Origin of the sequence: Gardnerella greenwoodii 00703Dmash, assembly GCF_000263635.1 — a bacterium.
Lineage (GTDB): Bacteria > Actinomycetota > Actinomycetes > Actinomycetales > Bifidobacteriaceae > Bifidobacterium > Bifidobacterium greenwoodii.
This window is the reverse complement of sequence record NZ_ADEV01000009.1, coordinates 210,032-235,738: the sequence shown is the minus strand read 5'-3', so window position 1 is coordinate 235,738 and position 25,707 is coordinate 210,032. Positions and strand designations below refer to the sequence as shown.

At 41.3% G+C, this 25,707-nt stretch carries 18 protein-coding genes and 1 riboswitch; of the genes, 13 read left to right on the top strand and 5 right to left on the bottom strand.

All coding sequences use genetic code 11. From position 1 onward, the window contains the following. Positions 1–161: 161 nt before the first annotated feature. Both NG78_RS01345 and NG78_RS0105890 read right to left on the bottom strand, forming a co-directional pair. Positions 162–2,492, bottom strand: a complete 2,331-nt coding sequence (locus NG78_RS01345; protein ID WP_004135080.1) for an energy-coupling factor transporter ATPase — start codon at positions 2,490–2,492, stop codon at positions 162–164. A gap of 48 nt (positions 2,493–2,540) precedes the next feature. Continuing rightward, complete coding sequence (locus NG78_RS0105890; protein WP_019261031.1) at positions 2,541–3,119, bottom strand: ECF transporter S component; 579 nt, start codon at positions 3,117–3,119, stop codon at positions 2,541–2,543. A gap of 6 nt (positions 3,120–3,125) precedes the next feature. Next, positions 3,126–3,272, bottom strand: a riboswitch (FMN riboswitch). Positions 3,273–3,340: 68 nt separating this feature from the next. Between NG78_RS0105890 and NG78_RS01350 the strand changes: the two genes are divergently transcribed. From NG78_RS01350 to NG78_RS01360, 3 genes are all read left to right on the top strand, one after another. Continuing rightward, positions 3,341–4,384 carry a glycosyltransferase gene (locus NG78_RS01350; RefSeq protein ID WP_004135075.1) on the top strand — a complete coding sequence of 348 codons (1,044 nt, stop codon included), beginning with the start codon at positions 3,341–3,343 and terminating at the stop codon, positions 4,382–4,384. Between the two features lie 107 nt (positions 4,385–4,491). After that, positions 4,492–5,268 (top strand): polyphosphate--glucose phosphotransferase, encoded by a 777-nt coding sequence (gene ppgK, locus NG78_RS01355; RefSeq protein WP_004135072.1) that lies wholly within the window; start codon positions 4,492–4,494, stop codon positions 5,266–5,268. 99 nt (positions 5,269–5,367) lie between these two features. Further along, positions 5,368–6,558 (top strand): pyridoxal phosphate-dependent aminotransferase, encoded by a 1,191-nt coding sequence (locus NG78_RS01360; RefSeq protein ID WP_004135070.1) that lies wholly within the window; start codon positions 5,368–5,370, stop codon positions 6,556–6,558. 18 nt (positions 6,559–6,576) lie between these two features. On the opposite strand, the gene NG78_RS01365 is transcribed toward NG78_RS01360, so the two are convergent. Together NG78_RS01365 and NG78_RS01370 are read right to left on the bottom strand one after the other, a co-directional pair. Beyond that, complete coding sequence (locus tag NG78_RS01365) at positions 6,577–8,790, bottom strand: hypothetical protein (RefSeq protein ID WP_004135061.1); 2,214 nt, start codon at positions 8,788–8,790, stop codon at positions 6,577–6,579. A 56-nt stretch (positions 8,791–8,846) separates the two neighbouring features. Next, entirely contained in the window at positions 8,847–10,448 is a 1,602-nt protein-coding gene (locus NG78_RS01370) for an ABC-F family ATP-binding cassette domain-containing protein (protein WP_004135059.1), read from the bottom strand. Positions 10,449–10,661: 213 nt separating this feature from the next. Between NG78_RS01370 and uvrA the strand changes: the two genes are divergently transcribed. Further along, the gene (gene uvrA / locus NG78_RS01375) at positions 10,662–13,622 is read left to right on the top strand and encodes an excinuclease ABC subunit UvrA (protein ID WP_004135057.1); all 2,961 of its coding nucleotides are present in this window, start codon (positions 10,662–10,664) and stop codon (positions 13,620–13,622) included. A gap of 68 nt (positions 13,623–13,690) precedes the next feature. After that, a complete protein-coding gene (gene uvrC, locus NG78_RS01380) occupies positions 13,691–15,988 on the top strand; it encodes an excinuclease ABC subunit UvrC (RefSeq protein ID WP_004135056.1) in 2,298 nt (765 codons plus the stop codon). 182 nt (positions 15,989–16,170) lie between these two features. On the opposite strand, the gene NG78_RS01385 is transcribed toward uvrC, so the two are convergent. After that, positions 16,171–16,761: a hypothetical protein gene (locus tag NG78_RS01385; RefSeq protein ID WP_004135054.1), complete on the bottom strand. Its 591-nt coding sequence runs from the start codon at positions 16,759–16,761 to the stop codon at positions 16,171–16,173. A 382-nt stretch (positions 16,762–17,143) separates the two neighbouring features. Between NG78_RS01385 and NG78_RS01390 the strand changes: the two genes are divergently transcribed. The 8 genes from NG78_RS01390 (at position 17,144) to NG78_RS01425 (ending at position 25,689) form a co-directional block, all read left to right on the top strand. Then, the gene (locus NG78_RS01390) at positions 17,144–18,274 is read left to right on the top strand and encodes a GuaB3 family IMP dehydrogenase-related protein (protein WP_004135052.1); all 1,131 of its coding nucleotides are present in this window, start codon (positions 17,144–17,146) and stop codon (positions 18,272–18,274) included. A gap of 218 nt (positions 18,275–18,492) precedes the next feature. Then, positions 18,493–20,550, top strand: coding sequence for an AMP-dependent synthetase/ligase (locus tag NG78_RS01395; protein WP_004135051.1), 2,058 nt, complete (start codon positions 18,493–18,495; stop codon positions 20,548–20,550). A 67-nt stretch (positions 20,551–20,617) separates the two neighbouring features. After that, positions 20,618–21,106, top strand: a complete 489-nt coding sequence (locus NG78_RS01400) for a peptide deformylase (protein ID WP_004135050.1) — start codon at positions 20,618–20,620, stop codon at positions 21,104–21,106. A gap of 240 nt (positions 21,107–21,346) precedes the next feature. Beyond that, a complete protein-coding gene (gene rpsB, locus NG78_RS01405; RefSeq protein ID WP_004126798.1) occupies positions 21,347–22,165 on the top strand; it encodes a 30S ribosomal protein S2 in 819 nt (272 codons plus the stop codon). 102 nt (positions 22,166–22,267) lie between these two features. Next, positions 22,268–23,119: a translation elongation factor Ts gene (tsf, locus tag NG78_RS01410; RefSeq protein ID WP_004135048.1), complete on the top strand. Its 852-nt coding sequence runs from the start codon at positions 22,268–22,270 to the stop codon at positions 23,117–23,119. Between the two features lie 170 nt (positions 23,120–23,289). Further along, complete coding sequence (gene pyrH, locus NG78_RS01415) at positions 23,290–24,039, top strand: UMP kinase (RefSeq protein WP_004126813.1); 750 nt, start codon at positions 23,290–23,292, stop codon at positions 24,037–24,039. 19 nt (positions 24,040–24,058) lie between these two features. Then, entirely contained in the window at positions 24,059–24,613 is a 555-nt protein-coding gene (frr, locus tag NG78_RS01420) for a ribosome recycling factor (RefSeq protein ID WP_004135046.1), read from the top strand. 50 nt (positions 24,614–24,663) lie between these two features. Continuing rightward, positions 24,664–25,689, top strand: a complete 1,026-nt coding sequence (locus tag NG78_RS01425) for a phosphatidate cytidylyltransferase (protein WP_004135044.1) — start codon at positions 24,664–24,666, stop codon at positions 25,687–25,689. The last annotated feature ends 18 nt before the right edge of the window (positions 25,690–25,707 follow it).

Below are 25,707 nucleotides of genomic sequence, written 5' to 3'. Positions count from 1 at the left end.
AAGGCGTCCTTTCGCATGCAAGTTTAATCAAGTTTAACTAAACAAAAGTATTGCATAAGTTACATAAGTGCTTAACGGATTATACAGTATCTTGCGAATTATTTCACACCAAAATGGCAACATACGTATTTTGCTATGCATAATTTTGTTCTGCATAACATTTATAAACTCATAGCAATAATAGCGCTTATAGCACAAACCGTAATAGCCAATAACAGCACATCTTTTGCGCGCACTTTCAGCGTGTGCAGGTGTGACCTTGTTGCGCTTGGCGTGTAGCAGCGTGTGTCAAGCGCTAAAGAAAGTGTTTCTGAGTGGCGAATAACGCCTGCAAAAGCAGGAACAATAAGCGAAGAAATTGCGTGGATTCGTTTGCAAATTGAGCCGTCTCGTATGCTTCCGCCTCTAGCGGTTTGAGCGTGCGCAACTTCTACTGCCTCGTTAGAAAGCGTTGGCAAAAATCGCAATGCTAGGCTCATAATAAGCGATATTTCCTGCGTTGGTATTCCAATAGTTTTAAGTGGTGAAAGCAAAGACGTGCAAGCTTCGGTTAGCACTGTTGGGCTTATTGTAATAACTAATATTGCGCCAATAATAATTACAAGCGAGAATCGTGTGGCAAATAGTATTGCGCAATGAATGCCGTCGTTCGTTACAATAATTGGCCCAAGTTTACAAAGTATTTTTCCTGTGCGAACGGCAAGAATATTTAGTAATCCCGAAAAAGTAAATACTGCAATAAGCATGTGTAGTGAAGAAATTAGTTTTATGAATGGTATTTTTGCGGCAATGATTAGACACAGTGTGGCAAAAGCAAGAACAGCTAACTGCGTGTAATGAGTAATGCTAAAAGCGCTTAGCATGAGCATAAAGCAGGATAGAAGCGTTATTCTAGGATCAAAAGAGCTAAGTAGTGAGGTTGATTTCTCTTGCGAAGTTTTTTCTTGCGTAACCGTTTCTTGCTTAATTTTTTCTTGTGATGACTTCTTTTTATCTTCTAAACTTTCACTATTTTTTGTTTTTAATGTTACTAATCTTGCGCCTAAAGCTTTTACCTCATGAATATTATGCGTAATAACAACAATTGTTACGCCTTGATTATTAAGTTCGCAAAGAATTTGTAATAAACGCGATGCTGCTTCAAAATCTAATCCTGCTGTTGGCTCATCAAGCACAAGCACTCGCGGTTTAAAAGCAAGAACTCCTGCTATTGCCACAAGACGCTGTTGGCCGCCAGAAAGAGAAAAAGGTGATTTTTCAGCCAAATCTTCAAGATTAAGCAGTCTCAACGTTTCGTCTACACGTTCTTTAAGAGCGTCTCCTTTTAGACCAAAATTTTTAGGACCGTAAGCAACATCTTCGTGCACAGTATTAGCAAAAAGCTGCTGCTCTGGAAGCTGCATAACGTAGCCAATAGTTTTGCGCAAGTTTTGACGATCCGCTTTAGAAGTTTTTCCACTAACAGGTATTTTTTCTACGATTATAGAGCCAGATTCTGCTTTTAACAGTCCGCACAAAGCTTTAGCTAGAGTGGATTTTCCGCAGCCGTTTTCGCCCATTATTGCAACTATTTCACCTTCATTTACGTCAAGTGAATAGTCGTTAATTGCAGCTGTAGATTTATTATCGTATTTAACGGTTAAGTGTGATATTGAAATTGCTTTATTTGCATGCGTGCTATCGTTTATATTTTCGTTTCGCTTCGTGTAATTATTAATATTTTCCTGCAATCTTTTTGAAAGACTAGATTTAGAATTGTTTAAATATGATTCAAGTTTTTCTAAACAAATTTCGTGAAGCACACCATTTTCTAGCAGAAGTATGCGATCTGCACGCTGGCATTCGTCAATTCGGTGCGTAATTTGCACAATACTTGTGCCGCTTTTGTGCAAATCGTCGAATAACTCGTCAACGTTTTTGCGAGATTTAGAGTCAAGCATAGAAGTAGGCTCGTCTAGCACAAGTAGCTTTGACTGCATTGCAATAGATCCTGCTAAAGCAACTTTTTGCATTTGCCCGCCGCTCATAAGACTCGGGTTAGAAAGTCTATGATTTTGCATGTGAACAGCTTCTAAAGCATTGTTAACGAGTTTTCGCATTTTAGGCTGTTCTACGTTTAAATTTTCCAGTCCAAAAGCAACATCATCTTCAGTAACAGTAGTAACAATCTGATCTTCTGGACTCTGGAAAAGAGCGCCAATAAACTTTCGCGCGTTTCTGTAAGCATCAGCATAAGCAGTAGTATTTTCAAAAACTTTTTCGCCGCACAATTCAACATAACCGCTATCTGGAGCGGCTAGTCCTGCAATAATTTTTGCCAAAGTTGATTTGCCAGAACCGTTTTTGCCAACAATCGCTACGCGCTCGCCGGAGCGAATTGTAAGATTTAGTCTATCAAGCGTCCAAGTTTTTCCATCATCGTAGCTGAAGCAAATATTTTTCAACACTACTAGAGTATTGTTTTCAACTGCGCAATTTTGAGATTCATTCATGCTACTGCTTGTGCTGATATTTTGCATAGTTTATGCCGTTTAGAAGATTTACTTGCTGTGGTGAAGTAGTTTAGAAATTGGCTTGTAAACAAGCATTGTTACTACAACGTGAAGCGCAAGTTTAATAATATTAAACGGTAGCAGTGCCGGAATAATAAGAGCTACAACCTGCGAAACAGTCATGTGAGCGTAAAGCGGTGTAATAACAAGATTTCCTGCTATTGCGAGCGTAATTGCAACAACAGAGCCTACCAAAAGTGCAATGATTGCACCTTTTCTGGTATGCATTTTCTTGTATACGATTGCCGCTGTAACACTAGCTCCTAAAGAAACTAGCACTGCCATAACTGTGCCGAGTGGATTGGTAAATAAGTGTGGTGCAAAGCCGAGTATGCTTACGATTGCTGCAGCTGCAGGACCGTATGCGAATCCTGCAACTAGGCATACTATTCCTGAAGGATCATATTTTAAATACGATAAGTCTGGAATAAGTGGAAATTCTATGAAACTTACTGCCATTGAAAGTGCTACAAATAGCGCATATTTTGCTATTTTTTCACTAGACCAGCTTGTGTTTGAAGAGTTAGTTTGATGATTGTTATGATTGATGGTATTAGAAATGCCCATGATGGGCCTCCGTTTCTTTCATCCGGACTGTAACCGTTGGCTTCGGAATTTAACCGAATCAGCAGCTTTTACGCCGCTCGCGGGCTTCAAAAACGCTTAAAATACGTATTTTGTTACCGCCAGTAAGGATTTTCACCTTCCCTGAAACTACTATTCTTTTGTATCTTATGCTAGGAACATTGTTTAAATCGTGTGGCGAGGGTAGGTGCGAGAATACAAGTATGAGCAATATGGGAACAAAGAAAATTGTTAACGGTAAAGCTAATAGCGCATATAAGAGCATTGATAAGCTTGCTGTTGTTGTGGTTACTTATAAGCGTCAGGAACTTTTGGATAATTTGTTCCATTCTTTTGAATGTTTGAACGAGTGCCCTTGGCGAATTGTTGTTGTTGATAATGAGTGCAGCGATAAAACTCGCGAAATGGTTTCTGGTCTTGAAGCTGATTTAACTAATCGTTGGGGTAAGGCAGAAAAGGACAATGAGGGCAATTGTTCTCACGTTGTTTACGCTCCGCAGGATGAGAATCTTGGTGGCGCTGGCGGTTTTAGCGCTGGTGTTAAGAAGGCTTATGAGCTTGGTGCTAAGTGGTTCTGGGTTATGGATGATGACGTTGAAACAGTGCCGGAGTCTATTGAGCGTCTTGCTCCTTGGACTAAGCGCCACGCTGTTATTCAAGGAAGTCGTTTAGATTACGACGGCGGTAATTTCTACTGGCAGTATGATTTTTTGGTTCCTCTTGGCATACCGAATCCTATTGCGCCTTCAGCTTTTGGTAATGCGGGTTATCGTGTGATGAACACAATGTGTTTTGAGGGCGGTTTAATTCGTCGCGATATTGTTGAAAAAATCGGCTTCCCGGATTCTCGCTACTTTATTTACTGGGACGATACTACTTACGGGTATCTTGCGAGTAAGGTTACGAATCCTATTGTTGTTCCGGATATTATTCTTCGTCGCACTCGCGATATTCCTAACTGGGATATTGCTGGAGTTCGTCAACTAAACTCAACTTCTGACATGAACCGTTACCACATTATGCGAAATCGTGGGTTTATGGCTCGCTACTTTATGGTTCATGGTGATTTCCATCCGTTTATGTTTGCGTTTGGAACTGCTTTAACTGCTGCTAAAGAGATTATTCGTCTGTTGGCTGTTGACCGTGAGCATATTCTTTCCGGTATTTGGAAATTATTTACCGGTTGGCTTGCTTCTAGGAAGATTTTGCATGACGGAACGTGGAAACCTATGCCTTCTTTGAAGTAAAAGTGAAATAGAAGTTAACAATCAGCAAGCGTGTCGCAATAAATATACGATACAATACTTGTGAATATCCTGTTATCAGCACACATTCAGAGGGGAGTGTTAGTGAGATGATTGACACTGCACAAGCATTTGGCGTCGATATTGGTGGTTCTGGAATTAAAGCTGCTCCAGTAAATTTGGAAAAGGGCGAGTTTGCAGAGCCTCGTTATAAGATTCTCACTCCTGCAGTTTCTACGCCTCAGGCGGTTGCGGATATTGTCCGTCAGCAGCTTGAGCATTTTGAAGTTCCTGCAGACGTTCCTGTTGGAATCGCTTTCCCTGCCCCAATTAAGCCGGGCAAGAAGCTTGATTTTATGGCTAATCTTGACCAGTCTTGGATTGGTGTTGACGTTACTGAAGTCTTTAGTGAGGCTTGCGGTCGTCCAGTAACAGTTGTTAACGATGCTGACGCTGCTGGTTTAGCTGAACAGCGTTTTGGCGCAGCAAAAGAAAAGGATGGCTTAGTTATTGCTACAACGCTTGGAACTGGTATTGGTACAGCTTTGATTTACAACGGTGTGCTTATTCCAAACACTGAGCTTGGTCATATTCAGCTTGAAAAAGGTAAGGGAGATGCTGAAAAGTATGCTGCTTCTTCCGTTCGTGAAAAGCTTGATATGGGCTATAAGAAGTGGGCTAAGCGCCTAACTAAGTACTATGGTTTGATGGAAAAATACTTCAACCCAGATTTGTTTGTTGTTGGTGGTGGAGTTAGCCGCGTAAGCGAAAAATTCCTTCCACATATTGATATTAAGACTCCTATTGTGGTTGCAACTTTGCATAATGAGGCTGGAATTATTGGTGCAGCTTATTACGCAATGCAGAAGACTCAACAACAGGACTAAATATTAATAAATAGTAGTAATTTATTTGTTGTTGTTTTAAGCTGGGTGCAGGTTTAATCTGTTGCCCAGCTTTTTTATGCCAAGTGTTAGGGTTGTTACGTGCGATTTTCTTCCAGAGTAGATGTAAGCGAGCCAAATCCTATTATTTTAGCGCAGAGAAAAGCTGTGTCTAAAGGCATAAAGCTTACTAAATTAAACGATTCTAATCCTACTGCTCATAATCTTGCCCCAAGCTGTTTATCTGGACGCTATACTGCGGATGCAAGAGGCCCTAAAGAAGCTAGGGAACTTATTGCAGACTTTATTAACAAGCGTGATAATCGCACTAATACTTCTATTCCTTCAAAGCTTAATCCGGATCAGCTTTACGTACTTTCTTCAACGTCTCAAGCTTACGCGTGGCTTATGATGCTTCTTTGCGATGCGGGAGATGCTGTTATTGGCCCTACTCCAGGTTACCCGCTTATTGAGTCGATTGCGCGCTTGCAATGCGTGAACGCAATACCGTATCCTTTGCATTACGACGGTTCGTGGACTATTGATTTGCCTCGCGTAAGAGAGTTAATTGAAAATAAGTCTTTGCGAATTAAAGCACTTGTGCTTATTAACCCGAATAATCCTACCGGCTCTTACGTAAAGAGTGAAGAGCGTAAAGAATTATTGCAATTATGTCATGATAATGACGTTGCGATTATTGCTGACGAAGTTTTTTACGATTATTATCTTGAGCCTTTTGAAACAAACGCTAGGCTTGCTGGAGAATCGTCTACGCTCGTGTTTGCGCTCGATGGTTTTTCTAAAATGCTTGCAGCTCCTCACGCAAAAGTTGGGTGGATTGAAGTTTCAGGCCCTAAAGATGATGTTTACGAGGCTCAAAAAAGGCTTGATGTTATTGCAGACGACTTTTTGCCGATTGGAACAACGGTTTCTGAGCGCATACCTGAGTTGTTAGAGTATGCTTCTTCGCAGACTCAAAAGGTTCGTAACCGCGTTAGTAAAAATCTTAAAACTCTTCGTGAAACTTTAGCATCCTGGCCTAATTGTTGTGTTAGTGCTTTGCGTGCAGAAGGCGGTTGGAATATTTTATTGCGCGTACCATCGTGCATTGATGACGATGTGTTAGCGTTGCGCTTAATGCAAGATTATCGCTTGGTTTCGCAGCCAGGATACTATTTTGACATGCCTGTAAATGGGTATCTTGCTCTTTCTTTACTTCCGGAAGAAACTCAGTTTATTGAAGGTTTGAAATCACTTTTAAAAACCGTTGATACTCTTCTTTGTGAAGAATAATTTTACTAAAAACTTTTATTAAAATAACGTAAGCCAGGAGCGAACCAAATACCATAAGTCTGGGTTAAAACGAAGAGTGCTATCTTCACGACCTGTAACAAACCAGCTGAGTGCTGCAATAATAATCGAAGCAAAAAGTAGTGCTATTACAACAAAACGTATGCTGTATGAAATAGTTTTTTTCTGCCAACAATCATCTTTTTGAACAGAGGCCGCATGCTCTAAAAGTAAAGTTACGCCAACTACTGCAGCAATCGCAAAAGCCCACGCAAAATCTGCAATATATCTCCAACCAATTCCAGCTTTTAGACTGTCGAAAACAATAAGAAATACGCCAATTATTAAAGAAGTTATAGCAATATTCCACGAAGTCTTGTGCAAGCATCGTTTTCTCATAACTAAAGCAGCAAAAGACGCAACTAATGCGAGAGGAGAAAGCACGAACATTCCGCCAATCATAGGCTCAGCATACTGCCATCTGTCAAAAGCAACAGGCTGAATGCCAATCCAAGGAAAAGTTGGAATTAAACGCAAAGGTAGAGCAATATAGCTAAAAATAGACGGCAGAATATTTTGCGATGGCAAACGCATAGTTGTCATATCTGTAATAGTGATTTGATACTCGTTACCAAAGTTCAAAGGCGATCCAAAGCGCAGAAAATTATACAATCCAAACGGAATTGCAGTAATTACTGCTGGAAGAATCCAAGCTGTAGCATAGAGCAAAGGAATTCTCCAATATTCAGATTTTTTCCAATCTTTACTAAAATCTTTAAACGATTTTTTCAAAATAGGGTATAGCACAGGAATTGCAAATAAGACTGCTATTACAAAAGTAGGTCTGCAACCTAAATTAAGCGCTATAAAGAACGATCCCAAAGCAATATTTCTAAAAGAATTAGTTTTACTCTTAGCAAATGCGCCGAAATAAAACCATAATCCTAAAGATGTGAAAAATAGTGAAGCTGCCATTGGAACGGAATAGAAAGATGTTCTAAACCACAAGTAAACCGTGTTTGCGCTAATAAAGAACAGTGCTAAAGAAATTGATACGGTTCCTAAAGAAGCGTTTTTTACAGTATGCTCAATTATGCGAATAACCAGTAAAGATCCTGAAATAAGAAAAGCAATAAGAAACACAAATGTTGCAACAGTAGTTGGAAGCATTGCTCCGCCTGGAATCCAAATGCTTGTAATAAGACGGTAAGGCAAAAACAGTAGTACAGCTGGAAGAACACCAAAATACGAGTACCAGTGCCCCTTATAGTATGCGTAATCCCAGTACATGTGAGGAACTGAATGATTAAGAAGATTATTCCTAGCCATAGGATCATACGGGTTTGGCAAGGTGGTTAATTCGTGAGGAACAGGAAGATTAAGATGAACCTGCCCTTTTGCAAGAGCGTCAGCAGTATGAGCATACTGGTCGAAATCGTAAGCGTAATTTCCAGGCGAATCAAAATGCATTGGTGTAGCATTGCGCAAATTCCAAATAATTGTTGCAAGCGCAATGATTATAAAAGGCATCCATGATGCGAATAAGTAGAATCGTTGAGAAATGCTACTTGTGTTGAGTTTAATTTTCCAAAGCTTAGACCAAGGATTCCATAAAGCTATAAGTATTGCAAAAACAATTAGTATGCTTACGCGTCCCCAAGACCAGCTAAAAGGCGCTCTAACATTAGCTCTAGCATCCTCAATATCAAGTATTGCTCCAGCAGGATGCTGAAGCCACACTCTAACTACGCACGGCTGATCAACTACTTCTTCAGGAATGCTAAGTAGGGAAGCGTTAAGCGCTCGAGGATTTGTGCTTTGTGGTTTGCTTAAATATTTATTAGCTTCAACGCGCGTGTGAATATCGTCTATAATTTGCTGCTTTTTATGAAGCTTGTTTTTAACGCGAGAAGGTTGAAGACGAATATAAGGCGAGCTTCCATCTGAAATAACCTCTAAGTATGCTTCGGAAGGGTCTGTTATAAGAAGACCGCCTGATTTAAGACGTTTAACGCCGCTTCCTAAAGAATTGTGAACAGATGCGCTATCCGTACTTCCTGTAACACTGCTCCAAAATGGAATATTTCCAATAGAACATTCAAATAGTGTAATTATAAGTAAAACAAGAAGTGGAATGTGTAAAAAACGCCATGTGCAGCGCATAATGCGACTGTGAGTTTGCCTGCTAGTATGCGAAATAGTATTGCTAGAATCTTGCGGCAAGTTTTTAAGCATGGACGTTGTAATCACCACATAACCATTCTATTTCAAAGTTTCGAGCATTTTTCTAACTATTCTTCAGCAACCAAGTCAAGATATTCGTCGTTCCACAAATCTTCGTCGCCGTCAGGCATAAGAAGAACACGCTCAGGGCGCAAAGCTTCAACAGCACCCTCGTCGTGTGTGACTAGCACAATTGCGCCTTCATACTTAGATATAGCTTTTAAAATCTCGTCACGAGACGCAGGATCCAAGTTGTTAGTAGGCTCATCGAGAAGCAGTACGTTAGCTTGCGAAGTAACAAGTGTTGCGAGAGCAAGACGCGTTTTTTCGCCGCCGGAAAGCACTTTAGCAGGCTTCATTGCGTCGTCACCAGAAAATAGGAAGCTGCCAAGCATAGAACGTGCTTGTGTGTCATCCAGGTTTGGTGCAACATGCTGAAGGTTTTCAAGAACCGTAGCATCTAAATCCAAAGTGTCGTGTTCCTGGGCAAAATAGCCGATTTTGCAGCCGTGACCGTACTGAACTTCTCCAGTGTCTGCCGTTTCTTCTCCTGCTAGAATGCGCAAAGTTGTGGTTTTTCCAGCACCGTTGTAACCCAAAATAACAACCCTAGAACCTTTGTCTATTGCAAGATTAATTCCAGCGAAAACAATGTTAGAACCGTATGCTTTAGAAATATCTTTTGCCATAATTGGTGTGCGACCGCATGGTGATGGTTCTGGGAAGCGAATGTCTGCAACTTTTTCCTGTTTTTGAGCTTCGCTGGTTTCGCTAAGTAAACGTTCTGCTCTGCGCATCATGTTTTGAGCTGCTACTGCTTTTGTGGCTTTTGCGTGCAGACGAATACCTTGCTTCATAAGGCGTTCTGCCTTCTTTTCGGCGACTTCGCGCTCGCGGCGGCGGCGTTCTTCGTCTACTACTCGCTGATGCAAGTATGCTTTCCAGCCCATTGAATACATGTCTATTTGGGCGAGTTGAGCATCCAAATGCCAAACTTTGTTTACTACTTCGTCAAGTAGTTCCGTTGAGTGGGAAATAACAAGGAAGCCGCCTTCGAAACGTTTCAAATAATTACGCAACCAAATAATTGAGTCGGCGTCCAAATGGTTCGTAGGCTCATCGAGAATAAGAGTGTCGGCGTCAGAAAACAGAATTCTCGCTAGTTCGATGCGTCTGCGCTGTCCGCCGGAAAGAGTGCCAAGAGTCTGCTGCATAACTTCTTGAGGTAGTCCCAAGCTTGTTGCCATTGAAATTGCTTCAGACTGTACTGCGTAACCGCCTGCTTTTTCAAAATCTTGCATAGCTTTGTCGTAGCGGTTCATAGCTTTAGTCATTACGTCCGGGTCTGGATCGGTCATTTCTTTTTCTGCTTTGCGAATCCTAGACACAATAGAAGAAATATCTCGAGCACTCATAATGCGATCAATTACGCTTTGCTCAGGGTCTGCTGCGTGAGTATCCTGAGGCAAATATCCTAGGCCTCCGCTTACTCTAACGGATCCTCCTGCTGGAAGCATATCTCCAGTAATTACTCGAGTAAGAGTTGTTTTGCCTGCGCCGTTTCTACCGACTAAACCGATTTTGTCTCCCTTTGTAACGTGAAAATCGGTAGGGTTTAACAGCGTGCGCGCACCAATTTGAATGGTTAATGCTTGTGCGTCAATAGGCATAGTTTATAATCCGTTCCCCAAAAATTAGGCTTTATTTTATGTGTAATAAGTAAAGTATTGCCAAACTCACTATTGTACCGTGTGCTAGTAACGAATATGTGATTATAAGTTAGCAAAATACTTTAGTTTTTCGAACACTTGTTCTAAATGTAATTTTATAGTATAGTGGTTTGTTAACAGTTGGGGAGTGTTAATGGGGTTAAAAGTGGAGGTATGTGTTTGAATCAGCAAGTAAGTAAGCAGTCTGATGCTTTGCAAGAATTACTAGATAACACTAGGTTTTCTTCGCATGACGGAAAAATAATATCGGATTTGTCTAAAGTGCCTTCCGAATGGAAAATCACTATTCAAGGAGCACGTGAGCACAATCTTAAAAACGTGAGCTTGTCTATTCCTCGAAATCGAATGGTTGTTTTTACTGGTCTTTCTGGATCTGGTAAATCCTCTTTAGCTTTTGACACGCTTTTTGCAGAAGGTCAACGACGTTATGTTGAGTCGCTTAGTGCTTACGCTCGCCAATTTTTGGGGCGTATGGATAAGCCAGATGTTGATTTTATTGAAGGGTTAAGTCCGGCGGTTTCTATTGACCAAAAAACTACTAATAGAAACCCTCGTTCTACAGTTGGAACAATTACTGAAATATACGATTATTTACGACTGCTGTTTGCTAGAGTTGGAGTTCCTCACTGCCCTGAGTGTGGTGAGTTGGTAAGTGCACAAACTCCTCAACAAATGACAGACGCTTTGCTTTCTAAGCCAGAGCGTACGCGTCTGCAAATTTTATCTCCTGTTGTTAGAGGTAGAAAAGGAGAGTTTAAAGATACGCTTGAATTGTTGCGTTCGGACGGTTACGCGCGAGCAATTATTGACGGTCAAATGCATGAACTTTCTGAAGATATTACTCTTGAAAAACAAAAGAAACACAATATTGAAGTAGTAATTGATCGAATAGTCATAAAAGAAGGTATTCGCGTTCGTTTAACAGACTCAATCGAAACAGCATTAAAACTTTCTAAAGGCGTTATGGTTGCTGATTTTGTTGACGATCCAGAAAACTCTCCAAACAGGCGCCAATCATTTTCCGAGCACAGGTCTTGCCCTAATAATCACAAGCTAGATCTTGAAGAAATTGAACCTAGAACATTTTCGTTTAATGCACCATACGGAGCATGCGCAGAATGTTCCGGAATTGGCTACAAGCTTGAAATTGACCCTGAGCTTGTTATACCAGATTCAGACAAATCTCTTTCTCAAGGAGCTATTGAACCTTGGGCAATGAATAAAGCTGCAGGAATGTACTATCAGCACGTACTTTCAGGTCTTTCTAAAGACATGGGCTTTAGTATGAATACGCCTTGGAAAAATCTTCCAGAAGACGTACAGCATGCAATCATGTACGGACATGATTTTAGCGTAAAAGTCTCGTACAAAAACAGGTGGGGTAGGCAGCGCGAATATTCCACAGGCTTTGAAGGTGTAGTTAGAACGCTTATGCGAAAGCATGACGAAACTGATTCGGATCAAATGCGCCAATACTACGAGTCGTACATGCGCGAAGTTCCATGCCAAAAATGCCATGGAAAACGCTTACGTCCAGAGGTTCTTGCAGTTACAGTTGCAAATACTTCAATATCTGAAGTATGCGATATGCCAGTTGAACGCAGTCTAGAGTGGGTTAATGAGCTGCATTTAGAAGGATCTAAAGCACTTATTGCAGGAGAAGTATTAAAAGAAATCCGCGCACGACTTGGCTTCTTAAACGACGTAGGATTAAACTACTTAACTCTTTCAAGAGCTGCAAAAACATTATCTGGTGGCGAAGCACAACGAATTCGCCTAGCTACACAAATAGGCTCAGGATTAGTTGGAGTTATGTACGTGCTTGACGAACCATCTATTGGACTTCATCAGAGGGATAACGAACGACTGATTGCAACATTGCATCATTTAAGAAACCTAGGAAACACTCTTATTGTTGTAGAACATGATGAAGAAACAATTCGCGAAGCAGATTGGCTAGTTGACATTGGTCCAGAAGCAGGAGAACACGGTGGGGAAGTAGTGTACTCCGGTCCTGCAGCAAATATTGTGAAAGCAAAACGTTCGATTACAGGCGACTATATTTCAAGAAGGCGAATAATTGAAGTGCCAAAAAATCGTCGCTTAATTAACCCAGATCGAATGCTACATGTTATTGGAGCTCAGGAGCATAATCTTAAAAATATAGACGTTAACATACCTTTGGGAGTATTTACTTGCATTACGGGAGTATCTGGATCTGGAAAATCAACACTAATTAACTCAATTTTGTACCCTGTTCTTGCAAACAAACTAAACGGCGCTCGCATAGTTCCTGGAAAACACAAGCGTGTGGAAGGATTGGAATATTGCGATAAAGTAGTTCATGTTGATCAAAATCCTATTGGTCGAACCCCACGTTCTAATCCTGCAACGTACACTGGCGTGTGGGATAAAATTCGCACACTTTTTGCTCAAACTCCTGAAGCAAAAGTTAGAGGCTACGGTCCTGGAAGATTCTCATTCAATGTTAAAGGTGGCCGTTGTGAAGCCTGCCATGGTGATGGTACCTTAAAAATTGAGATGAACTTCCTGCCGGATGTGTATGTAGAATGCGAAGTTTGTCACGGAAAACGCTACAATCGTGAAACTTTGGAAGTTACTTATAACGGAAAGTCAGTTTCTGACGTTCTTGACATGCCAATTTCAGAAGCTGCAGTATTTTTCAAAGCATACCCGTCTATTGCTCGCTACTTGGATACTTTGGTTCAAGTTGGATTAGGTTATATTCGTTTAGGTCAAAGTGCGCCAACTCTTTCTGGCGGAGAGTCTCAGCGCGTAAAACTTGCTACAGAATTGCAGCGAAGATCAACTGGTAAAACAGTGTATATTCTCGACGAGCCGACTACTGGCTTACATTTTGAGGATGTTAGAAAGTTGCTGAATGTTTTGCAATCTCTGGTAGATAAAGGCAATAGCGTTATTGTTATTGAGCATAATCTCGATGTTGTAAAGTCTGCTGATTGGATTATTGATTTGGGGCCTGAAGGTGGAGATTCTGGCGGAAGAGTTGTTGCGGAAGGAAGTCCGGAAACTGTTTCGCTATGTGAGGCAAGTTGGACTGGTAAATTCCTTAAACCAATGTTAGATTCTTAAAATTAAATTCGCATATTGTGTAAAGCTTAAAATTATTGTTCATATTTTGTGCTTGAAAGGAGGTGAAAATGCAGAATAATAATCTTAATAAAAATTCGCATAAGCAAGACAATTTGCAAGAATTAGATCAAATGAAAGCGAACAAAAAATGGCGAAAAACGCAATCGTTTGAAGATGAACAGTATTTCGAAGATTCAGAAGATTCAGAATATTCAGAAGATTCAGAAAATGCTATCGAAAAACTAAATGCTTTTGGAGCTCCATTATTGGGGGATAGCCGTGACTTATTCCGTCCAGCGGCTAAAGATATTCCAGCGCAACCTGGAGTATACAAGTGGCGTGATGCAGATGGTCGAGTAATTTATGTTGGGAAAGCAAAAAATTTGCGTAATCGTTTAGCAAATTATTTTCAGCCACTTTACCAATTGCATCCTCGTACGCAATCAATGGTACTTGCAGCTAGAAGCTTAGAGTGGACTGTTGTTGCTACAGAATTTGAGGCTCTTACTCTTGAATACACTTGGATTAAAGCTTTTGACCCGCGTTTTAATGTTGTTTTTCGAGATGATAAAACTTACCCTTATGTTGCGGTATCTGTAGGAGAAACATTTCCTAGAGTGTGGATTACTCGAAATCGTTCCGCAAGAAACGCTAGATATTTTGGACCATATGCAAAAGTTTGGCCATTGCGTCACAGCTTAGATTTGCTTATTAAAACTTTTCCTGTTAGAACATGCTCAACTGCGGTTTTTAATAAGGCTCATAGAACAGGGCGACCATGTTTGCTCGCCTCTATTGGTAAATGTTCAGCCCCATGCGTTGGAAATATTAAACCGGATGAGCATCGTTATTTAGTTGAGCGCCTAGTTGGGATTCTTACTGGAAGCGTAGGCTCATCATATATTTCTCAAATCACTCGTGAAATGAAGCAAGCTAGCGAAGATCTAGAATTTGAGCGTGCTGCTAAATTGCGTGACGAAATTTCAGTATTAAGCACTGTTTTACAACAAAATTCAGCTGTTTTTGACGACGATGTGGAAGCTGACGTATTTGGTTTTTGTACCGATGAGCTTGAGGCTTCAATTCACGCATTCTTTGTTCGTTCGGGAATGATTCGCGGCGAGCGCAATTGGTCGGTTGAGCGAAATGAGCAAATAGCTGACGGTGAGCTTTTAGCTGATTTAATTACGCATGTTTATGCAGAATATGAACATAATGTTTTTAAAGGTCAGAATACTTCTATTAGTATTAGGAAGATTCGAGATGCTGTTAGCGATACGCAAAAAGCTACTGCAACTGATGTAATATTGCGAGCTCAAGCAACTAGAGAGCGTAGAGAGCGCCAAGAAACTACGGGGCGTGAAGATTTGCTTGCCCCTATCTCTCCAGTTCCTCGCGAAATAATAGTTCCAATTTCAATTCCTGAAGATCGTCAAGAAGAACTTGAATCATGGCTTAGTAATATGCGCGGCTCTAAAGTAAGTATTAGAGTTGCGGAGCGTGGAGAAAAGCGAGCTCTTATGGAGCGTGCTAACGAAAACGCTTCTCAAGCGCTAACTCGCATAAAATCGAGTCGTATTAACAGCATAGATATTAGAACTGAAGCTATGAACGAAATTTCTAAGGCTCTTGGCATGAAGGAATCTCCTTTGCGCATTGAATGCTACGATATTTCAAATACTGTAGATGGTAGTTATCAGGTTGCTTCTATGGTTGTGTTTGAAGATGGAATTGCGCGTCCTAGCGAGTATCGTCATTTTGTTATTCGTGGAGAAAATGGTGTTGGAAAACTTGATGATTTAAGCGCAGTTTATGAAACAATTTTTAGAAGATTTAAGCATTCTGATTCGAATGTGGAATCTGAAAATTCGAATAATTCTACTTTTGCTGCAGATTCTAACCAGAATCGTCGTTTTGCCTACAAGCCTCAACTTATTATTATTGATGGCGCAAAAGAGCAAGCTAAATCTGCTAAGCGCGCAATGCTGGACGCTGGTATTAGCGGTATTACTGTTTGTGGTTTAGCTAAAAAGCTTGAAGAAGTATGGCTTCCGGATGAAGACTATCCGATTATTTTGAAACGTAGTTCAGAAGGATTGTATTTGTTGCAGCGTGCAAGGGATGAATCTCATCGTTTTGCTATTACTTACCATCGTAAGCGTAGAAGAAAAGGTGCTTTGCATTCAGCTTTTGACACTATTCCTGGAATTGGCGAAGTGTATCGTAAACGTTTGCTTTCTTCCTTTGGCTCTTTAAAAGAGTTAAAGAAAGCTTCGTTAGAAGATTTACAAAAGGTTAATGGTATTGGTGAAAGTAAAGCAAAAACAATATTTGACGCTTTACATTCTGCAACGGCTGGAAGCTAATTGTCGTAAAAATTTCGCTTTGCTAAATAGTGATAGTTGGAAATAGTATAAGTTGCTTCAACAAAAAACTCCACCTTGTAGAAGATTCTCGCTTGATTCGCAAAATATTAATCTACAAGGGGGAGTTTTCTGTAATTTTTATTAAATACTTATGAAACATTTGTGAACTTCATTACCATTCGTTAGCCCAAATCTGCATATGTACAAATCCATTTGCTGTATTTGTGCTCTAAAACAATTGAAGCCCAGTATTCTACAGGTCCTGCAGAAATATGAACAACGCCTTCAAAATGATGAGGATTCGTTAGCATTCCATTAACAAAACTCGGCACTGCCGGCATTGCGCACAATGCTGAACGTGTTTTCATATCATTCTTATACTGGAAGTAATCATCCATTAGTTTCCACATGTTATCTAATTTTGTAACACACTTTGGTGTTAGCAATTGCTTCATAGCTGTAGAAGTAGGTCTTCCTCTGGAAATATCAGAAGCAATGCAAGCTATTTGGCAAGTTTTTAATGCGATCTTAACAAGATCTTTTTCACTTTGATTGTCAAAATAGCATGTGCCAATATGGTACTCCAGTTTTTTGCGCGATAAAGCAATAGACAGTTCACCTTCGTACACTGGTAACGATGTGCGAGCGTTAAAAACAACGTGTGGCGGATGCTCATTGTTATCGTTGTTATTATTTGATGACTTGTTGTTAAGCACGTCATCATTTTCGTCATCGTTATCCATTTCATATGTATCAACTAAATTAATTTTCATTTTCTCTCCTGTGTCTCATCTGCTCTATGAGCCCTTAAATTTCAGTACTTGCTAAGCTCATATCCCTACAAAATCAGCAAGTTAGATAAAAGCTTACAACGCGAATTTTCGTCTATCTGTTTAAAATGCAAAAATGTGGATAAATTACAAAATATTCGTCATTTACGTTGAAAATAAACGATTTTAAGCGTGTTGAGTTATACACATTACGGTTTTATCGGTGTGTCGTAAGATTTGTATGAATATTTTGTATGCATTGTTATGCAAATTCGCTTATAAAAACCATTAAAAGTTGGATTTTGCAATAGCAAAAAGCTACTGATAATAGTTGTAAAACATTGCAGATAAAACTTCGTCAGCATAGGGCACTAGCCTAATAAGTATGTCTCAGGAAATTGAAATTGGTTTGGGCAAAAAAGCCCGAGTTGCATATTCGCTTGACGATATTGCTATTGTTCCTTCACGCCGTTCGCGTGACCCAAAGGCTGTATCTACTTCATGGCAGGTAGATGCTTATACCTTTGATATTCCAATTATTGCTGCTCCAATGGATTCAGTTACAAGTCCAGATACTGCAATTGCTATTGGTCAAATGGGCGGTCTTGGAGTTCTCGATTTGGAAGGATTATGGACTCGTTATGAGAATCCAGAGCCTTTATTAAAAGAAATATCCGAGTTGCCTAGCGAGGTTGCAACGCGTCGTATTCAGGAAATTTACACTGAACCAATCAAGCCGGAATTAATTGCTAAGCGCTTGCATACTATTCGAGACGCTGGTGTTACTGTTGCTGGCGCTCTTTCTCCTCAGCGAACTCAGGAACTTTACAATACTGTTCTTGAAGCCGGTGTTGACTTGTTCGTTATTCGCGGAACTGCTGTGTCTGCTGAGCATGTTTCCACAGATCACGAGCCTCTTGATTTAAAGAAGTTTATTTACGATCTTGATGTGCCTGTTATTGTTGGCGGTTGCGCTGATTACACTTCTGCTTTGCATTTGATGCGCACTGGTGCTGCAGGTATTTTAGTTGGATTCGGCGGCGGTGCTGTGTCTGCAACTATGAACACTTTGGGCGTACAAGCACCTATGGCTACTGCTATTGCTGATGTTGCTGAAGCTCGTAGGGATTATATGGATGAGTCCGGTGGTCGATACGTGCAAATTATTGCAGATGGCGGAATGGGTAATTCTGGCAACTTTATTAAAGCTCTTGCAATGGGCGCGGATGCCGTTATGCTTGGAACTCCATTAGCTCGTGCAACGGAAGCTCCAGGCCACGGCACTCACTGGGGTGCTGAAGCTCGTCATTTAACACTTCCACGCGGCATGCGCACTAATGTTGGAACTGTTGCACCATTGGAAAACATTCTATTTGGTCCAAGCCACGAAGCTGATGGCACAACGAATTTTGTTGGTGCTTTGCGTCGAACAATGTCTTCTACCGGATACGTGGATGTAAAGAGCTTCCAGCGTTGCAATGTTGTGTTTAACCCATTCCATCAGGATGTTCGTTAAGTTTATTTCAGCATAACTTTGTATATAAAATATGCGGTTTAGTGCATGAATTGTGTGCTAAACCGCTATATTTTTTAGCATTATTGCGTAACTTTTTAATATAATCGCTTGTAAAAATCCGTTTATTTAAATCTTTTGTTCGCTAATAACAATATTAATCGCTATTTTTTGTACGGCTCACAGTCGTGTCGGCATCGTAATCAAGTACAATTAATAATATGCTCCGAGAATTTTCTGTAGAAGTAATTCACCCAACTCAAGACGGTGACACCATTTACTCGCTTCTTTCTAACCGTGCTATGCGCGATCCGCAAGGTATTGTTGCGCAGTGGCAAGATGACGACACTCGCCAGTGGCATGATGTTACTGCTACTGAAATGCTCTCCAAAGTAAGGGCTGCAGCAAAAGGTTTGATTGCTCTTGGCGTGCAGCATGGGTCAAAAGTTGTTATTTATTCTGCTACATGCTACGAGTGGGGTGTTGTTGACTTTGCGTGCGCTTGCATTGGTGCAGTCAGCATTCCTATTTACGAAACGGATTCTGCTTTACAAGCTGCCGACATTATCAACGAAGTTAAGCCGGTTATTGCTTTTGCTGGTGATGATTCTCACGCACAATGCTTAGAGCGAGTTCGCCAAGATTATAAGCGTATTACTCTTAAAACCGTATTCAATTTCAAAGCAGGCGGTTTGGAAGCAGTTATTGACTTTGGTAAATCAATTAGTGAAGATGAGCTAAATCAGCGTGTTAGCGCTGTTAAAGCAGACGATTTGTCTACTATTGTTTACACTTCTGGCTCTACTGGAAAGCCAAAGGGAGCTATGCTTTCTCACCGTAACTTTACGCATATTGTTTTTGCAGGATACGATGTTCTTAGCGACATGCTTTGCAAGCCTAATCGTTTACTTTTGTTCCTTCCTCTTGCTCACTGCTTTGCTAGATACATTCAGTATGTTGCTATTGGCGCTCATGGTGTAATTGGTTATGTTCCTAACGCAAAGCATTTGCTCGCAGACTTGCGTAGTTTTAAACCAACCTACTTATTAGGCGTTCCTCGAGTCTTTGAGAAAGTTTACAATGCTGCTTCTCAAAAAGCTGGAGCAGGTATTCGTGGCCGCATTTTTGCTAAAGCTGTTAAGCATTTTATTCAGTGGTCTCGTGACAACGTTGATGGCAAAGCTCACTCTTTGGCTTCGCGCATGAATCACGCTATGTACATGCGCACAGTTGGTTCTTCCATACGCTCTGCTTTAGGCCCTAACCTTTCATGGCTTGCTTGCGGTGGCGCTCCAATTAATGCTGATTTAGCGCATTTCTTCAACGGTCTTGACGGCATTACCTTCATTCAAGGTTACGGTATGACTGAAACTGCAGCTCCTTGCGTAGTTAATTTTGAGCACGCAAATCAAGTTGGTTCAGTAGGACGTCCGGGCCCTGGAATTACTATTCGTCTTGCAGATGATGATGAAGTTCTTATCAAAGGCCCTAACGTTTTTATGGGTTACTACAATAAGCCTGAGCTTACTGCAGAAGTTATTGACGAAGATGGCTGGCTTCATTCTGGCGATCTTGGTGAAATTGATGACGAAGGCTTCCTTTCTATTACCGGACGCAAGAAAGATATTATTATTACTGCCGGAGGCAAGAATATAAGTCCTGCTCCTATGGAAAGCATTATTGCGCAATGCCCACTGGTTTCTCACGCAGTAGTGGTTGGAGATGGAAAGCCATTCGTTTCTGCCTTAATTGAGCTTGATCCAGACATGGTTCGTTCATGGCTTAAGAATAAGAGCATGGATGTTGACTTATCTATGAAAGAAATCGCTAACAACGACGCTGTCCGCTCTGTTGTTCAGCAGTTTATTGATCAAGCAAATAGCACTGTTTCTAGGGCTGAATCTGTTCGCAAATTTGTTATTTTGCAAGATGAATTCACTCAGGATGCTGGAACTTTGACTCCAAGTATGAAGATTGTTCGTCCAAAAATACTTGCACGTTACGCAGATATTATTGAAACACAATTGTATGCTCCAAAGCCAAACACGCGTCCTTTGCCTGCAACTGTTAAGATTCTCGACAAAACTACCGAAACTGTTAAGCAGGCTCAAGAAACAGTTAAGCAAGCTCAAGAGGCTGTAACTCCTCGAGTCCGTCAAGCAATTGATCAGGCTGCAACTCATCTTAAGCATTTTGGTGAAGAAGCTTCCTCGGAATCTTCTGTCTCGTCTCGCGGTGATCAAGACAATCTCGATAATAGCGTACGCAACAACGAGTGAAATTAATTACTAATCTGCAATAGAAGATAATGTGTAATTAGTTACATTGTGATTAAGGAGTTTTTGCGTGGCAATTAGAAAAATTCGTGTTGTTCCAGATCCTGTTCTTAGAACACCGTGCGACGAGATTCGTGAGATTACGCCAGCTGTTAAGCATTTGGTTGAAGATTTGTTGGAAACCGTGAACGATCCAGGTCGTGCAGGATTGTCAGCTAATCAAATTGGCGTAAGTTTACGAGCGTTCTCTTATAACATTGACGGACGTATTGGCTATATTCTAAATCCTGTTCTTGAAGATTTAAGCGGAGAACAATACGACGATGAAGGCTGCTTATCTGTGCCAGGATTGTGGTACAAAACTCGCCGATATAATCATGCTCGCGCTCGCGGTATTGATTTAGACGGTAAAACCGTTGTTCTTGAAGGCGATGGTCTTATGGCCAGAATGTTGCAGCATGAATGCGATCATTTGGACGGTCATATTTATTTAGATAGGCTAGAAAAGGACGTTCGCAAGCAAGCTATGCGTGAGCTTCGTAACAATATGCGTTCCTAACTTTGGCTGATTAAATATCGTATCTAGTATCTGATATAATTTCGCTTTGCGCGTCCATTTTGAGCATGAGTATTGTCGCGTTATATAAATGCTCGCTTTTTATTGTCTACAAGGACTCGCAAATACGCGCCATGTACGCGTCCGTTCGTGTCGGTCGGCTTGCGCTTAGACGTATGTTTAAGCCAAGTTGCATGCGAACAGACATGGCCAGGCAAGAACCGACAAGAAAGGTATATAGATATGGCACAGATTACCATGAGCGAAATGCTGAAGGCTGGTTTGCACTTCGGTCATCAGACTCGTCGCTGGAACCCAAAGATGAAGCAGTTCATTCTTACCCAGCGCAATGGTATTCATATCATCAATTTGTTCAAGTCTCTCGACATGATCGACAAGGCTTATGACTTCATCAAGCAGACTGTTGCTCACAATGGCACTGTTCTCTTCGTGGGCACTAAGAAGCAGGCTCAGGAAGCTGTACAGAATCAGGCAACTCGCGTAAACATGCCATATGTTTGCGAGCGTTGGCTTGGCGGTATGTTGACCAATTTCCAGACCGTTTCTACTCGCGTAAAGCGCTTGAAGGAACTTGAGGAAATGGACTTCAGCGATGTTCGTGGATCCGGCTTGACCAAGAAGGAACTTTTGCTTCTCGAGCGTGAGAAGGACAAGCTTTCCAAGCAGCTCGGTGGTATTCGCAACATGAACCGCACTCCATCTGCCATGTTCGTTGTTGATATTAACAAGGAAGCTTTGGCTGTTGAAGAAGCTCATAAGCTTGGTATTCCAGTCGTGGCAATCGTTGATACCAACACTGATCCTGAAGCTGTTGAGTACCCAATCCCAGCTAACGATGATGCTATTCGCGGCGTTGAGTTGTTGACTAGCTTGATGGCTGACGCTGTAGCTGAAGGTTTGCTTGAGCATGCTGGTAAGGGCGCTAAGTCCGAAGGTAATGATGCTCAGCCAATGGCAGCTTGGGAAAAGGAATTGCTCACCAAGGAAGGCGAAGCTGAAGCTAAGCCTGCTAAGGAAGAAAATACTGAGGCAAAAGCCTAGTAAGCTAATTTGCAACCAGATTCTTAAATTAAAGCTGCAAAATCCAATTAATTATTTGCTTTTTGCAGCTTTTAAGAATCATATTGATACGAGGAGAACAAAATGGCAGCAATTACTGCAGCGTTGATTAAGCAGGTGCGTGAAGAAACCGGCGCCGGCATGATGGACGTTAAAAAAGCTCTTACTGAAGCTGAAGGCGACGTTGCCCGCGCTAAGGAAATCATCCGCGCAAAGGGTATTCAGGCCGCTGGTAAGCGCGAGGGCCGTAAGGCTCAGGAAGGCACCATCGCTTCTAAGGTTGTTAAGTCTGCTGAAGGCGAAACTGGTTATGCAGTTGAGTTGAATTCCGAAACTGACTTCGTGGCAAAGACCCCTAAGTTTGTGGAATTCTCTAACACTGTTCTTGACCATGCTGTTGAAGCTAATGCTTCCACTACTGAAGAAGTACTTGCAGCACCAGCTGATGGCGCAACTGTTAAGGAATCTGTTGAAGAAGCAGCAGCTTTGTTTGGTGAGCACGTCAAGGTTGGTCAGGTTGCTAAGGTAAGCGGTCCACACGTTGAGATTTATGCTCACAAGAAGTCTGTGGAATTGCCTCCAAGCATCGTTTCCATGATTGCTACTGACGAAGCTGGTGCAAAGGTTGCTCACGAAGCAGCTTTGCAGATTTCCGCTATGGGTGCTCAGTGGCTTCGCCGCGAAGATGTTCCAGAAGAAGTTTTGGAATCTGAGCGTCGCGTTGCAACCGAGAAGTCCTTGGCTGAAGGCAAGCCAGAGAAGATTGTTCCAAAGATTGTTGAAGGTCGTATGAACGCCTTCTTCAAGGAAACCGTTCTTCTTGAGCAGACATACGTTAAGGATCCATCCAAGAGCGTTGGAGACTTGTTCAAGGAAGTCGGCGGTACCGCTTTGGCATTCGCTCGTCTTGAGGTTGGCAAGGGCGCTGCTGAATAAGCATTGCTTATGCTAAGAATCTATTCTGATTCTTAAACTATTGGGCTGTGTACGTTTTGTGCTCAGCCCTTTTTATTTATTTGACAGTTTAATGTGTGTTAAGTGTCGCGTTTTATAGATAAAATAGCAAAGATATACTTGCATTCGCCGTGATGACTGGAGGAATCTGTATGGCAATTGCACAAGCGGAGGAAAGCAAGTCCCGTAGGGTTTTATTGAAACTTTCAGGCGAAGCATTTGGCGGCGGCGCTGTTGGAATTGATACTCATGTTATTCGAAGAATTGCTGGGGAAATCATGACTGCAGTGCTTGAAGGTGTTCAAGTGGCTATCGTTGTTGGTGGAGGTAATTTCTTTAGGGGAGCAGAGTTGCAGCAGGCTGGTATCGATCGTAGCCGTGGTGATTACATGGGTATGTTGGGTACGGTTATGAATTGTCTTGCTCTTCAAGATTTTCTTGAGCAGGCAGGGCAGGCAACTCGTGTACAAACTGCTATTACAATGGGACAGGTTGCAGAACCTTATATTCCATTGAAAGCAATACGTCATCTTGAGAAGGGTCGCGTAGTTATTTTTGGTGCTGGCGCCGGTATGCCATACTTCTCAACAGATACTGTTTCTATTCAGCGTTCTTTGGAAATCCATTGCGATGAAGTTTTGATGGGTAAAAATGGCGTTGATGGAGTTTACAGTGCGGATCCTCGTAAAGATCCGTCTGCTCGAAAATTCGTAACATTGAACTATCAGCGTGCTCTTGTTGATGGTTTAGCTGTAATGGATGCGTCCGCACTTTCTATGGCTAGAGATAACAATCAAAAAATTCGAGTGTTTGGCTTAGAGGGTGAAGGTAACGTAACTCGTGCTCTTGTTGGCGAACCTATTGGTACATTAGTGTCTGACGCAGAACCAACATTTGCTTAAATATTACAAAGGAGAACACATGTCAGCAATTATTGATCAAGCAAAAGAGCAGATGAATAAGTCCGTGGAAGCTACTAAGGAAAATTTCATGGGCATTCGTACTGGTCGTGCTAATCCTGCTTTATTAAATGGAATTATGGTTGACTATTATGGTGCTCCAACTCCGATTAAAGCCGTAGCTTCTATTGGCGTTCCAGAGCCACGAACTCTTTCTGTTACTCCTTTTGATGCTTCTCAAGCGAATGCTGTTGAAAAAGCCATTCGTGATTCCGATTTGGGAGTTAGCCCTAACCGCGACGGCAATGTTATTCGCGTAACTATGCCGGAGCTTACTGAGGAACGTCGCAAGGAATACGTTAAACTTGCTAAAAACAAGGCAGAAGAAGGCAAAGTAGCTGTACGTAATATTCGTCGCAAAGCCAAGGAATCTATTGATAAGTCTGTTAAGGATGGAGAACTTGGTGAAGATGAAGGCGATCGTTTGCTTAAGGAACTTGATAAACTAACTAAGCAGATTACTGATTCTTTGGATGTTTTGCTTGATGGTAAGCAAAAAGAAATTATGGAAGTCTGAGTTTTAAAAGTTTTTCTTAGATTTTTGTAATCAATCTGAATGGGTGTCGTATGAGTCAACAAAAGCAGCATGATTTTGTAAACGAAGTAAATCAAAAGCGAGCTGACTGCGCTGCAAAAAAAGCAGATGCTACTTCTACTAATCAGGAAGAACGCGGCACCCATGAAACTTTAACAGACATAAATCGCCGAACTGGACGCAATATGCCTCAAGCGATTGCAACAGCAGCAGTTTTGGTTGTGGCGATTATTGCATGCTTACTTATTAGCATTGATGTTTTCGTCGTATTAATGGCTGTTTTTATGGTTCTTGCGTTGTGGGAGTTACACGTTGATTTTGCAACTCTCGGATTGCGTATACCATTTGTAACTTTGTCGCTTTGCTCTCTTGTTACTATTTTTTCAACCTATTACGCAAAATGGCACGCTGTTGCGATGGCTAGCGGAATTACAGCATCGTTACTTCTTACTATAGTTTGCGCAACTCTTAGTAGCACTATTTCTACTCGAACAATGCATGCTGTAGAAAAAAAGCTTAATGGTTCTAATTGCTCATCCTATGAGCATACGCTATTTACAAATATGTCTGTTTCTCTATTTGTAGTTTTGTACATTCCGCTTTTAGCATCCTGCATTGTTCTAGCTTTAACTAATACTCGTTATGCTATTGCTCATGCTATGCTTCTAGTGTTTTTGCCAGCATTAAGCGATACTGGTGGACTGTTTGCTGGTGCTTGGCTTGGTAAGCATAAGCTTTCTCCGCGTATTTCCCCAAAGAAGTCCGTTGAAGGCTTGATTGGCTCTATGCTTTTTGCTGTTGTTGGAGCGTACGCAATTATTGCAGGTTTTTACGGTTCTTCTTGGTTTAATTTCTGGTGGATGCCGTTAGTTATGGGCATTTCTTCAGGTATCGTTGGTACTTTTGGCGATTTATGCGCATCTATGCTTAAGCGCGATATTGGCATTAAAGACATGGGTCATCTGCTTAAAGGGCATGGTGGAGTGCTAGATCGTGTAGATTCTATTCTGCTTTGTGGTCCTGTTCTGCTTGTTCTTGTGCATCTTGCTCATTTTTAAGCATATAATCTTGAATAT

Bases quoted from the DNA above. Each gene is read 5' to 3' on its own strand.
- NG78_RS01345 (WP_004135080.1), bottom strand. From the start codon at position 2,492: ATGAATGAATCTCAAAATTGCGCAGTTGAAAACAATACTCTAGTAGTG.
- rpsB (WP_004126798.1), top strand. From the start codon at position 21,347: ATGGCACAGATTACCATGAGCGAAATGCTGAAGGCTGGTTTGCACTTC.
- uvrC (WP_004135056.1), top strand. From the start codon at position 13,691: ATGCAGAATAATAATCTTAATAAAAATTCGCATAAGCAAGACAATTTG.
- NG78_RS0105890 (WP_019261031.1), bottom strand. From the start codon at position 3,119: ATGGGCATTTCTAATACCATCAATCATAACAATCATCAAACTAACTCT.
- ppgK (WP_004135072.1), top strand. From the start codon at position 4,492: ATGATTGACACTGCACAAGCATTTGGCGTCGATATTGGTGGTTCTGGA.
- NG78_RS01350 (WP_004135075.1), top strand. From the start codon at position 3,341: ATGAGCAATATGGGAACAAAGAAAATTGTTAACGGTAAAGCTAATAGC.
- tsf (WP_004135048.1), top strand. From the start codon at position 22,268: ATGGCAGCAATTACTGCAGCGTTGATTAAGCAGGTGCGTGAAGAAACC.
- NG78_RS01425 (WP_004135044.1), top strand. From the start codon at position 24,664: ATGAGTCAACAAAAGCAGCATGATTTTGTAAACGAAGTAAATCAAAAG.
- uvrA (WP_004135057.1), top strand. From the start codon at position 10,662: ATGTGTTTGAATCAGCAAGTAAGTAAGCAGTCTGATGCTTTGCAAGAA.
- NG78_RS01395 (WP_004135051.1), top strand. From the start codon at position 18,493: ATGCTCCGAGAATTTTCTGTAGAAGTAATTCACCCAACTCAAGACGGT.
- frr (WP_004135046.1), top strand. From the start codon at position 24,059: ATGTCAGCAATTATTGATCAAGCAAAAGAGCAGATGAATAAGTCCGTG.
- NG78_RS01365 (WP_004135061.1), bottom strand. From the start codon at position 8,790: ATGCTTAAAAACTTGCCGCAAGATTCTAGCAATACTATTTCGCATACT.
- NG78_RS01385 (WP_004135054.1), bottom strand. From the start codon at position 16,761: ATGAAAATTAATTTAGTTGATACATATGAAATGGATAACGATGACGAA.
- NG78_RS01390 (WP_004135052.1), top strand. From the start codon at position 17,144: ATGTCTCAGGAAATTGAAATTGGTTTGGGCAAAAAAGCCCGAGTTGCA.
- pyrH (WP_004126813.1), top strand. From the start codon at position 23,290: ATGGCAATTGCACAAGCGGAGGAAAGCAAGTCCCGTAGGGTTTTATTG.
- NG78_RS01370 (WP_004135059.1), bottom strand. From the start codon at position 10,448: ATGCCTATTGACGCACAAGCATTAACCATTCAAATTGGTGCGCGCACG.